Genomic DNA, 11,927 nt, shown 5'->3' with positions numbered 1-11,927 from the left:
CAAGATCAGCACAGGGGACGCTTGCTTCTCAACCGGTCACGGCCTTCAGAGATCCGGCTGTTCCGTCCTGTCTTTCAGGATTTGCAAAGTCTTTTCGTCCAGGGCTCCGGCGTAGACGCGGACGTCATCTACTTCGCCGATGAACGCTTCCGAGCCGGATCCCCCGAGGCGCAGCGGCCCCACGGCATTCCAGGTGCTGAAGTAGGGAACCTTGGCGGCGGCGTCCTCGTCACCGTCGACATAGATTCGGAGTTCGCCGACGGTGTGGTCATAGACGATGGCGATCGCCTGCCCGGCCTCGTCCGACGATGCCTGCGCCTGGGTGTAGTTCACCGACACCACTTCGCTGCCACCGTCGGTCTTCGGCATCACGACCTGCCATTGGCCGGTGGCCTTGTCATAGCGGATCGCGAAGCCGTATCCCGTCGTCCCGGCCTGCGACAGGACGGTCATCGAACTCACCGGGTCAGCCGACGCGAGCCTCGCGCGGAGCGTGACGGTGAAACTTCGATTCGTCTGGATCACCGCGGGTGTGGTCCCCGCACCGTCCGTGCCTGTCGTGTTCAACCGCAGGTGCCCCGACCCGACCATGGCGGGCCGCGACGGATCAAAGGGATCATCGTCGGGCGGCGGGGTGTAGATCGTCGCGTCTCCCGTGAGGGTCATTCCCGTACCGTTGCGCTGCTCCGGGCTGACGCCGCCCGTCGCCGTGTTGAGCTGCCAGTATCCGCGCCGTTCCGGCGCCAGCGCGTATAGACCGGGAATGTCTCCCGGAACCAGAACACGATCGAACACCTTGACGTCGTCGATATAACCGTGCCAGTAGGACGACGCCTGGCCGTGATACTTGTTGCGGCCGATCGTCAGCGAACCCTCGCCGTGCCAAGGGTTCGGGTTGTCGGCAGTACCGGTGAGCGCGCCGTTCACGTAGAGATAGATCTTTTTGGCGACTGCGTCATGGACGCCGACGAGATGCACCCAGTCGTTGAGTTCGGCGGGCTGTGCAGAGAACGCGTTGATCCATGTTCCTGTGGCGTTGTCGGCCCCCCTCATGCGGAACCCCCATTTTTTGAGGGCTGACTCGTAGCCGAGCTGGAAAGCACTCTCCGATGCTCCGTCCTGGCCCAACGCGTAGCCGCCGATATCGTTTTTGTCGAGATAGACCCAGGCGCTCACCGAGAAGCTCTCATCGGTGCGGACGACAGGCCCGGCGGCCTCCAGGGCACCGGCCGACTCCCAGCCGATGGTCCGAAGCGCCTTGTCCTTGACGCCTGGTGCACCGAACTGCACCGTCCCGACCCGTCCGGCGGCGTATCGCTCGGGCACACCGGTGACCTGCGTAGCGCCCGTCGGCTCGTCCAGACTCCAACGCGCCAAGGCGGGCGGCGGCGCAGACTTGCGCGCGTACAGGTCGGCGATATCCGTTTCGGACAGCAACTCGTCATAGACCCGCACGTCATCGACGCCACCCCGCCACCAGTGGGCGTACGCGCCATTGACTTTGCCGCGACCGATCTGCAGCGGACCCGATGCAGCCCAGTCGCCCGTCACGGCGACGGTCCCGGCCAGCGAACCGTTGACATACAGCCGCAACTGGCCGGCCGACTTGTCGTAGACGCCGACGAGGTGGGTCCATGTATTCAGCGTCGCCGTCGATCCGGAGGCCGTCTTGATCGGCGCACTGTCGGTGTCGGTATCGGTCCGCCAGAAGGACCACTTCCCCGAGGACGGGTAGTAGCCGAGTTCGAATCCGCTGTTGCGGTCGCCGTCCTGGCTGATGACCGTCCCGTACTGCGTCGAACTCGTCAGCTTCACCCATGCGCTGACGGAGTAGCTCTGGTCGGTGGCGACAACCTTTTGACCGGTCTGTACCGAGCCTCCGTCCAGTGCGAGGGAACCGCCGACCGCGCCGGAACCGCCGAGTTGGGCGCTGCCGCTGAGAGTCCCCGTGGTGTCAGGGAGGTCACGCGCGATGGCCTGCGTCGCGCCCGCGTTCTCGTTGAGGTCCCAGGCGGCTCGTGGCCCACGTCCCGGGTCGACGTAGAACTCGAAGTTTGCGACGACCGGGTTCGTCTGGTTCGCGCCGTCCACGGCGACCACCGAGACCCACTGCGGTCCGTCATCATCAGGCATGAATCGGACCGTCTGTGCACCGCCGGAAGTCGTCTGGATCGTATGCGCGGTTTCGGCCTCGTCATTGAACCCGTATTTGTACGCGACCACGTCAGTGTCCGACGCCTTGAAGGTGAACGATCCGTACTCGCCCACGGCGTGTCCGGTCGTCGAGGTGACGGTCGGCGGCTTCGGTTTGGTCGCGTCGTAGATGAACTGGCAGGACGTCTGCGAGCCCTCCCAGCTCCAGGGCCCCCAGAGATAGCCGTCGGAAGCGCGGACCTCCCAACCGATGACCGTGTTCTGCGGTATGCCGACACCGACGAGCGAATAATCGAACCTGCTGCCGCTGCCCTTGTAGCCGGTCGTGTAGGTCTTGGTGACCTTGACCCCGTCAGTGCCGACCCAACTGACCGAGAACTGGCCGCGCACCTGCTCGTTGTCGGGATCCCGCAGAGTCGCCGACAGTTTCGGCGGCTCGTCGACGTACGGACGCCCGGTCCCGCTGATGCAGCTTCCGCCCGGCGTCATCTTGAGTTCCGATTGCTTCGGCTGGCTCGGCGCGGTCGTGTAGTGCACCTCGAGCTGAGCGTTCTCGCAGAACCGCTTCCAGTACGTGTAGTCGCTCTCGTCGTCGGCTCGGACGCGGAACGTCGTGTTGGAAAGACCTGCCTGCACTGCGGCCTTGGCGTCGAAGCGCACGTTCTGGTTGGTCGAGGTGCAGGACGATGTCGCGTTGGTCGGCGACTTCGTCTGGAGGAAGTTCATGTCGCCCGAGGCCGGCTGGTTGTCCCAGTTGGTGCCCGTGCCAATGGACTTCGACGTCCAGTGCAGGTCGACGCCCTTGGCGGACGAGCTGTACGTGTGACGCAAAGTGACGGCGAACTCGGCACTGATGATGTATTTGCCCTTGAAGGCCGACGTGGGGATCGAGTAGAAGAGGCGCTTCGTGCCCGTCCCGTTGCAGTAGTAAGGGTCGCCGGAGAGTGCGGGGCATTTGCCGCTGCCCTCGTTGTCCTTGCCGGGGAATCCCCAGTACTCAGTCGTGGGGTAACCGCTCGCGACCATCGTCCAGCCGGTACGCGTCGCCGTCTTGTAGACGGGGTCGACATAGACCGGGAACGTCGTCTCCTTCGCGGAGAGGAGCGTCGCGTCGGGTGCGATGGTGAGGTTGCGGCGGTCGAGCGTCACGGCCGCCTCGCCTTGGCGAGACGACTCCGACGGTCCTTTGCGCAGGTCGACGGCGCCGGGAGCGTCGGCCTTCGGGTTCTCGGCCGCGGGCTTGCGCGAGTCCCACATCAGGGGCTGCGGCGCGTCCAGGAGCGGCGCCCCCGAGTGATCCACGATTCGGACGCCGCCGCCTTGGACGGAGCGGACGCCGCCGTTTCCCCCGGTGGTGAGCGTCAGGCGCCGGACGCGCGGGTCCGCGGCCGCCTCCCGTGACTTGATCTTGAAGACGTGGGAAAAACCGTCGATGTCGGCGTTGACGATCAGGTCGACGTCCGGCAGTACGTCGGCATAGGTAGCCGTGGCGCCCTGGATCGTGGGTTCCGGGAGACGGCCGGGCCAGGCCAGCGAAAAGCTCTGGCCGGCCCGCTCGATCCGGACGACCGCGCCGGTTCCGCCAGCGGAGAAGCGCATGGCGAGATTCGCCGCCTTGGGGACGAGCGAACCGTCCTTGGCCTTGACGAGCGTGGCGTCCGGTGTCGCCCATCCGTCGCCCTTGCGCACGCGGACGGCGCGCACGCTCTGCACGGCGGTGAAGGTCTGGTCCGGGTTGGCGTAAACGGTCCGGCGCTCGTCCCGGAACGCCGTGACCTCGACGGGGTCCCCCGTCTTCTTGGCTTTGGCGAGCGCGGCTTCTTCCGTCGGCGCCAGCACCGCGGTGGCCGGTGGGTCGGCATGCGCGATGGTCACCGACTGTAGCGACGCCGCCGCCATAACAGTGGTCAGGATGGAAGTCATCCAAGCCGAGCGACGCAGGATAACGCCATGATGCGAGCGCTGTTGATGATCTCTCAAGCGCAGCCGGAGATGGCGCATACGGACCCCTGCCAGATAAGACCGTCATAAAACGCCCTCAACCTAAGATGATCAACAGCGCATGACAAGACTCTCCGTGACGGCTAATTTGTGGCATGAATCACCCGGATCCCCGTAAACCTACTGACCAGGACGCCGCAACCCCCTGCACCACAGGGATATTTCACCGATACAGCGACGCTGCGTAGCCACCTTCGGGCGACGGCACGTTCCATGGGCCGACGACAAGGACCGATATTATTTCGTTATTGAAAAGTGACGCGATTGTACGGAAGCCATCTACCGCAGGAAGTTTTCTCCAACCGAAACAAAGAACGACGAAAATTTGTCATGGACAGATACGCCGCGTAGTCGCCCGCAAGATGTTGCGCACGGCGGCCCTCCCGTCCCGGCCGGACTCCTGACGGCGCGGGAGCGCCAGGCAGCGCGGCACCTGAACGGGCACGGCGGGTACCGGGACTCGAATGACGGCGGGCGAGGAACCCCGTAGGGTGCTTTGTGCCGTATTCAGGCTCCTGAACAGCACTCCTCCGGAGGGGAACGTGAGCACGTCCGGCAACGACTCCACGGCTGACGGCGGTCAGGAGGACTGGCAGTTCTCCCCTCCGCCGCCTCCTCCTTGGGCCGTGACCGAGCCGGAGGAGGAGCGGACCGCCAAGAGCGAGGCTCCGGCGCCCCAGGGCGACGCGGCGCGGGGCGGCGGTCTCAGCCCGGCTCCGGCGCCACCGCCGCCCGTGTGGGCCGAGGAGACCGTCACCGACTCCGGCGAGCACCGGCCGTACAGCCCGCCCCCCGTCGTCCAGCAGCCCTGGGAGACGACGTCCCCGCCGCCGCGTCCGGGCTCGCTCCAGCGGCAGCCACCGCCCGCGCCCCGGGCGGAGCCGGAGGCCGGGCATCGGCCGTACGCGCCGCCGCCCGTCGTCCAGCAGCCCTGGGAGACGGGGCCGAGGCAGTCACCGTCCGGCGGAGCCGGTGTCCCGCCGCAGGTCGTCGAGCCGTGGATCGTCGAGGCCAGGAAGAACAAGGCCAAGCGCCGCCGCGCCTTTCCCGCGAAGCCGGTCATTGCGGGCTTCGTCGCCCTGGCCGTGGTCGGCGGGGGCGGATACGGCGTCTACGCCCTCATGTCCGGCGGCGACGACGGTCCGGGCGCCGGCGATCCGTCATCGTTCGCCGACGCGCTTTTCGCCGTGGACAAGGGCGCGCCCTCCGACGGGCTCGACCAGTCGATCAACGCGGCGTCCGCGGCGGGCGGCACGGTCGTCGTCGCCGGTTCGCAGACCGGCGCGCTCAGTCCCCGGCCGAAGTTCCTCTACTCCGCCGACCAGGGCCGGACGTGGCAGGTGGCGAAGGTCCGGATGAAGGACGGCGGCCCCGCGCTCGGACGCGGGCCCGACGCGGTGTTCGGCGCGGCGGGCGGCTGGGTCGCGCTCGGCGCGGGCAACGCCACGGAGAACGTCTGGACCAGCGCGGACGGACGGACCTGGACGCAGACCGCCGCCAAGCCGGGCGTCTTCACCGCGGGCGACGTCATCGAGCAGGTCACCCGTGCCGGACGGGGATACCTCGCGGTCGGCCATCGTTCGTCCGGCAAGGGCGACGCGCCGATCCTGTGGCGGTCCCCCGACGGGACGAACTGGCAGCGCCTCACCGGGCGCGCGATCGGCATGAAGACCGGCAAGGACGGGCTCGGCGCGCTGCGCTACGCGGTGGCGACGGGCCGGACGATCCTCGTCGCGGGGACGGTCGTCAAGCGCAAGAGCACGGTCGCCGGGCTCTGGAGCTCCACCGACGGCGGACGGACCTGGCAGGCGCTCGGCGCCCCGACCGCGTCCGGGGCGTTCGGCGACCTGCATCTGGCGGCGAACCGTTCGGGCTTCCTCGCCGTGCGCCGCGGGAAGTCGGGCAGCGCCCGGCCGGGCATGGCGTTCCGATCCGGCGACGGCCGCAAGTGGGAGCAGGCCGGAAAGATCGAGGCCGGGTCCGGGATCGAGCCGGTGCGGCTGGCCGGCGACGATTCGGGCTTCGCGCTCCTGGCTTCGACGGCGGACGGCCGCGAGGTCGCGTTCCAGAGCACGGACGGCTCGGCATGGGGCCAGGGCGCCGATCTCGGCACCGGGCCGCAGCGCAAGCTCAACGCCGTGACGGTGGCCGGCGGCGCCCTGGTGATCGGGGGCAGCAGCCGGCAGACCGATCAGGACTACCAGCTCCTCGTCGGCGCGGGCGGGCAGGTGACGCCCGTCGATCTGCGCAGGGTGCCCGGCGCGGTCGTCACCGAGCGGTCGGTCGTGGACGTCGCGAACGCCGGCGGGCGGTTCGTCGCGGTCGGCAGCACCAACGGGCGCGCCGCCGTGTGGACGAGTTCCGACGGCACGTCCTGGAAGCGGGCGGCCGTCCCGTCCGTCGCCGCCACGAACCAGCGGCAGCGGCTCCTGAAGGTCGCCCACGGGTCGCGGGGCTGGCTCGCGATCGGGACCGACGGCCGCAGGCCGCTGCTCGCCACGTCCGCGGACGGCACCGCGTGGCAGTGGCAGGATCCGTCGGCCTTCGCTCCGCACGGCGGGCGTTCGGTGACGCTCGCGGGTGTGGCGGCCGGGCCGAAGGGCTACCTGATCGTCGGCCGTGACGCGCTCGGCGACCGGGAGTCGTCGGCCGTCGCGTGGTTCTCGGCGGACCTGCGGTCGTGGCAGCCCGCCCGGCAGGACGGGCTCGCCGCCGGGCGCGGAACGTCCCGGGAGATGACGGCGGTCGCCGCGACGCCCACCGGGTTCGCGGCGGTCGGAGCCAGCTCGACGAAGGGTGTGCCCGCGACGCACCCGGCGCGGCCCGCGATCTGGGTGTCGAACGACGGCCTGGCGTGGACGGAGAAGGAGGCCGTCGGACCGGCGGGCGTGCAGAACACCCGGCTGACGCACATCGTCGCGGCCGGCCGCGTGTTCGTCGCGGGGGGCGAGGGCCAGGCGCCGGGCGACCGGGCGGTCGCGGTGGCGTCGAGCGACGCCGGGAACACCTGGCGCGGCAGCGCCCTGCCGACGCCGACAGGCAACGCCGCGAGCTTCCTCGGCGCGGCGGCGGCGCGGAACGGCACGATCACGCTGGTCGGAATGTTCGGGAGCTGGCACGACGGCGACACGATCCGGTGGACGTCCGAGGACGGCCGGGCCTGGCAGCCGACGGTCCCGCAGGGGCCGGGCCTCTCCGGTGAGGGACGGCAGCAGATCGGCGCGCTGACCGCGTCCGGCGGCGGCCTGCTCGGCGTCGGGATCTCCACCGGCGGCGACGGCGACCAGTTGACGCTGTGGCGGTTCGACGAGTCCTGACGGTCAGCCGGTGCGGTTGCCCCAGGCGAGGACGCGCTGGGCGGGCTCGGGTCCGCAGCCCGTCCCGCCCGTGGAGGTGTCCGTGCCCGGCGACGCCGACCACGTGCGCACGGGACCGTTGTACCCGGACGTCAGCGTGTTGTCGTAGAAGCGGTTCTCCAGCGACGCGCACTCACGCGGCACCGACGCGTCCGCCCGTCGCTGGAACCAGTCCGAGAAGTACGCTTTGGAGCCCGCGCGCACGAAGACGTTGCCGGAGACCTTGTTGTCGCCGCTGGCGTTGCGCGTGCGGACGGGGTCGCCGCTGACCATGTCGAACCGGTTGCCGCGGATGATGTTGCCGCTGCTCCGGTGGGCGAGGTAGACGCCGTGGACGAGTGCCGCCTGGGCGGGATCACCGCTGTTCTCGATGCCGGAGAACTCGTTCTGCTCGATGATGTTGCGCCGCGAGTTGACCAGGTCGACCGCGCCATAGCCGAGCGCCGTCGGGACGTACTTGGACCCGATGGCGCTGAACCGGACGCCGTAGACGGTGTTGCCGTCCACGCTCGTCGGCCCGCCGACGAGGACGCCGGCCGATGACGGACGGGTCCCGCCGTCGAACATGATCCCGCCGCTGGAGTACCGCTCCACCTGAAGGTAGTAGAAGCGCAGCGCGGTGTCGCCGGTGCCGGCGGGCGGCGGTTCGGCGCGCAGCCAGTACCCGACGCCGCCGGTTCCCCGGAAGACCGGGCGGCCCGCTATGCCGGCGAGGTCGCCGCCGTACCGGTAGTCGGCCGGAAGGAAGCTGATCGAGTGCCCGGGGACGTACGTCTTCCAGATCAGCGGCGGGGACGAGTAGACGCCCCGGCGTATGCGGATCTCCACGTCGGTCTTCGGCCGGGCCGCGGCGACGACCTGCTGAGCGCGCGCGAGCGACGCCACGGCGTGGGCAGGGTCCCGGCCGTCGGCGGCGTCCGATCCGGCGGCGTCGAGATAGACGCGGAAGACCGGCGGCGCACCCGCCGCCGAGGGCGAGAGATGCGGCTCACGCCGGTCGCCGCTCGCCATCCCCGTGAGGACCACGGAGACCAGCAGGCTTCCGCCCGCCCCGGCGGCGAGGGAGAGCAACGCCGTCGTCCGGGCGCTGCGGGAACGCGCGGGAGCGGCGGGCGGACGGACCGCACCGTCGGGCGGCCGTTGCGGCTCGATCACCCCGGTCATCGGACGGCGTCACCGGGACGCGACCCGCCGGCCGGCTCGTTCTTCCGACGTTCGATCTCCGCCTCCTGTGTCGGGCCCGTGTCCGGCACACCGTCTCGTGCCCTCAACTGTCCCAGACCGCCGAGGACGGCGGCGGCGGGCGGGGCGCTCCACGGGGAGCAACGTCCGAAGGCCCGCCGAAGTTCGCGCCGCTCAGATGCAGACGTGCGCCTCGGGCGGCCCGTAGAACTCGACCCGTGCCTGCTTGAGCAGTTCGGCGTCCTGCACCGGGAAGGTGTGGGCGGACGGGTCCGCGCCGCGAACGTAGACGTAGTTGAACCGATCGGCCGAATAGATGCGGACGCCCTCCTGCTTCGCACGGCGCTGCAGTTGCGTGTCCGATCCGCGCGGCAGCGGGTCGAACAGCAGGTCGCGCAGGACGTCGCCGCGGGCGACGATCGTGCCGCCCCGCACGAGGCTGGTGTAGGCGTGCTCGGCCTCCGGCTTGCTCAGCAGCGTGGCGTTGCTCGCTTCGAGCCGCACGTAGCACGCCTGCTTCCCGACGATGCCCGCATCGGTGTAGGAGAAGGCCGGGATCAGGTCCGACAGGTAGTGCTCGCCGTAGATGTCGTCGTCGTCCATCTTGGCGATCAGGTCGCCGTCGGCGGCCTCGATGCCGAGGTTCAGGCAGGCGCCGAGGGGCAGGGCGGCGTCCGCTTCGAGCACCACGACGTTGTCGATCCCGGCCTCGCCCGCGCGTGCCTGGACCTTCTCCGGCTGCACGTCGAGCCCGTGCAGCACGACGACGAGCTGGAGTTCCTTCCAGTGCTGGCGGCCGATCTGCTCCAGCGCGGCGGGCAGCCTGTCGGGACGGTTCGTCGGCAGGATGACCGACACCGTCGGGCGTGGCAGCGGACGCGACAGGCCGATCTGTTCCAGCACCGTGTCGACCCGGTGGCCGAACGTGTGGTGCGCGAACACTTCCCGCATCGCCAGGTGCGCCTGCCGGTCGCGCAGTTCGGAGTTGGCGAGCAGCCCGCCGAGCAGGGTGCGCGTCTCTTCTTCCGTGCGGGTGATCGTCACCAGCCCGGGGAAGAATCGCTCGATGGCCGCCGAATGGCCCGACAGCACGGGCGTGCGGCACGCCGACAATTCGAAGATCCGGCGGGCGCACATCGTCGGCGAGTCGAGCACCGAGTTCACGTTGAGGAAGACCTTGTACGCCTTGTAGGCGGTGAGCATCCGGTCGTAGGGCAGCGAGCCGACGACATGGTCGGCGAGACCGGACGGGAACTGGAAACGGTCCTCCTCGCCGAGCATCCGGCTGTAGATGTCGAGGCCGAAAGAACGCGCGGGTTCCAGCACGGCCGCCATCTGCTCGGCCCGGCGCGGGTGCTTGTGACTGAAGTACGTCCCGGCGAACGCCACGTCGTTGCGCCGTCCGCCCGGCACGCTCACCGGATTGTGCAGCCGGGGCTGCGCGGCGAACGGCAGCACGGCGACGCGGTCGTGCCCGAGCAGTTCGCGGTAGCGCGGGATCATGTCGCCGGCCGTGGTGAAGACCGTGTCGAACAGTTTCGCCGTCTCGATGAAGACGTCGAAGTTCGGCGGGTCCTCCTTGTTCCAGAAGACGGTCGGGATCCCCTTTTCCCGGCAGTGCTCGACGAGTGCGCGCAGTTCCCGGCCCGGTGCGTTCTTCCCGCTCATCTGCAGGCGCCAGCGGCCCTCGTTGCCCGCCCACGCGGACTCCACGAACAGCAGGTCGGGCCGTTCCCGTTCGACGACCTCCCGCCAATCGTCCGGGCCGGGCTCGACCTGTCGCCACTCGAAACGGAACGCCGAGGCGGAGAACGTGTCGAGAATGGTGAGAACGGTCAGGTCGGGACGATTGACCGGCCCGTCCGGCAGCACGATCTTCGGAATCTCCGGCATCGTCCGCGCCGCCTGCGCACCGGACGCGGACACGGTGACCGTTCGTTCGCGGCGGTGGGCGGGCTTTTCGGGGGGCTGGGGCATCGGCACCTTCACCGACGCGCGCAGGATGTCGGCGGGCAGGCCGAACAGGCCGCGGCGCGGGTCCTGGCGGACGCCGAACAGCGACTCGCCGACCCGCCACCAGCGGCGGTTCTGCGTGGACTTGAGCTGCCAGTCCAGGTAGCGCGTCCGGTACTCCTGGTAGGCCAGCTTGCCCTCGACGTCCTTCAGCTTCCCGGCCGTCTGCTCCAGCCCGGCCGCCTGCCGCCGCGCCGCGCGGACCCGCTCCTCCGCCGCCGCCTTCTCGCGGCGCAGCGTCTCGCCGAGGCGCGCGTTCTCCTCGCGCAGCGCCGCGAGCTTGGCCTCCAGGTCGGCGATGGTGGCGTCCTGCTGCGCGGCGATCGCGTCGAGGCGCGCCTCCAGCCGCTCGTAGGACGCCGTCTTCTCCTTCGTCGCGGTGTCGGCGCGGCGGCGCTGCTCCGACAGTTCGCGTTCGGTTCGCACGAACTCCTGTTCCAGCACCGGCTGCATCGCGTGGACGAGGTCGCGCGTCGTCCCGGCGTCCATCGGGCCGGGGGTGAGGACGGCGCGCAGGTAGCCGTCCACCACGTCGAGGGAATCGACGGTGAAGTAGGGCGCCACCAGGGCGACCAGCGACGCCACGTAGAACGTCGCGCGGTGGTCGTGGTGCGGGTGGTAGCCGAACGGGGTGGTGAGCGCGAGACGTCCGGCCGGGCGCAGGACGCGCGCCGCCTCGGCCAGCACCGGCGACGCGTCCAGGTGGTGTTCGACGACCTCGCCGAGCAGGACGGTGTCGAACGACGCGTCCGGGACGTCCAGGCGGCGGGCGTCGGCGACGCGGTAGGCCAGCAGTTCGCGGACGACGCCGGGCTCGCGCTCCCGGTCGGCCAGCGCGTACTCGATCCGGTCGGCCTCGATGTCCAGGCCGAGCGTCCGGAGCCCGCGCCGCGCGCACAGCAGCGCGGCGATGCCCTGCGAGCAGCCGAGGTCGAGGACGTCGCCCGACGCCTGCGCGACCAGCCAGTCGATGCGCGAACGGGCGGCCCGCTGCACGCGCTCGCTCCAGATCTCGCCCTTGTAGAGCTCGGAGATCCGGTCACCGTTGGTCATGGCGCTCCCCATCACGCGGACACTCGACCCCGTGGCCGGACAACACATCCGACCCATCAACATCACTTCAGAAACCGGGACAGTTTACTCAGAGAGGCCGCCCGGGAGCATCCCGTTCGTCCGTTCGGGATCGCCGCCGTCCCGGGAGATCACTAGACTCGGGCGGAG

Annotated in this window: 4 protein-coding genes; 1 reads left to right on the top strand and 3 read right to left on the bottom strand. The window is 69.8% G+C overall.

All coding sequences use genetic code 11. From position 1 onward, the window contains the following. Positions 1 to 45: 45 nt before the first annotated feature. Positions 46 to 4,077 (bottom strand): LamG-like jellyroll fold domain-containing protein, encoded by a 4,032-nt coding sequence (locus BTM25_RS06205; protein WP_168212020.1) that lies wholly within the window; start codon positions 4,075 to 4,077, stop codon positions 46 to 48. A gap of 704 nt (positions 4,078 to 4,781) precedes the next feature. Between BTM25_RS06205 and BTM25_RS06200 the strand changes: the two genes are divergently transcribed. Next, positions 4,782 to 7,472, top strand: coding sequence for a hypothetical protein (locus tag BTM25_RS06200; RefSeq protein ID WP_146058983.1), 2,691 nt, complete (start codon positions 4,782 to 4,784; stop codon positions 7,470 to 7,472). Positions 7,473 to 7,475: 3 nt separating this feature from the next. On the opposite strand, the gene BTM25_RS06195 is transcribed toward BTM25_RS06200, so the two are convergent. Then, entirely contained in the window at positions 7,476 to 8,666 is a 1,191-nt protein-coding gene (locus BTM25_RS06195; protein WP_168212019.1) for a right-handed parallel beta-helix repeat-containing protein, read from the bottom strand. A gap of 201 nt (positions 8,667 to 8,867) precedes the next feature. Beyond that, positions 8,868 to 11,759 (bottom strand): methyltransferase domain-containing protein, encoded by a 2,892-nt coding sequence (locus BTM25_RS06190; RefSeq protein WP_168212018.1) that lies wholly within the window; start codon positions 11,757 to 11,759, stop codon positions 8,868 to 8,870. Positions 11,760 to 11,927: the final 168 nt, after the last annotated feature.

This window comes from Actinomadura rubteroloni, from assembly GCF_002911665.1.
GTDB classification, from domain to species: domain Bacteria; phylum Actinomycetota; class Actinomycetes; order Streptosporangiales; family Streptosporangiaceae; genus Spirillospora; species Spirillospora rubteroloni.
The sequence above is the reverse complement of the archived record's forward strand: the minus strand, read 5'-3'. Positions and strand labels throughout refer to the sequence as shown.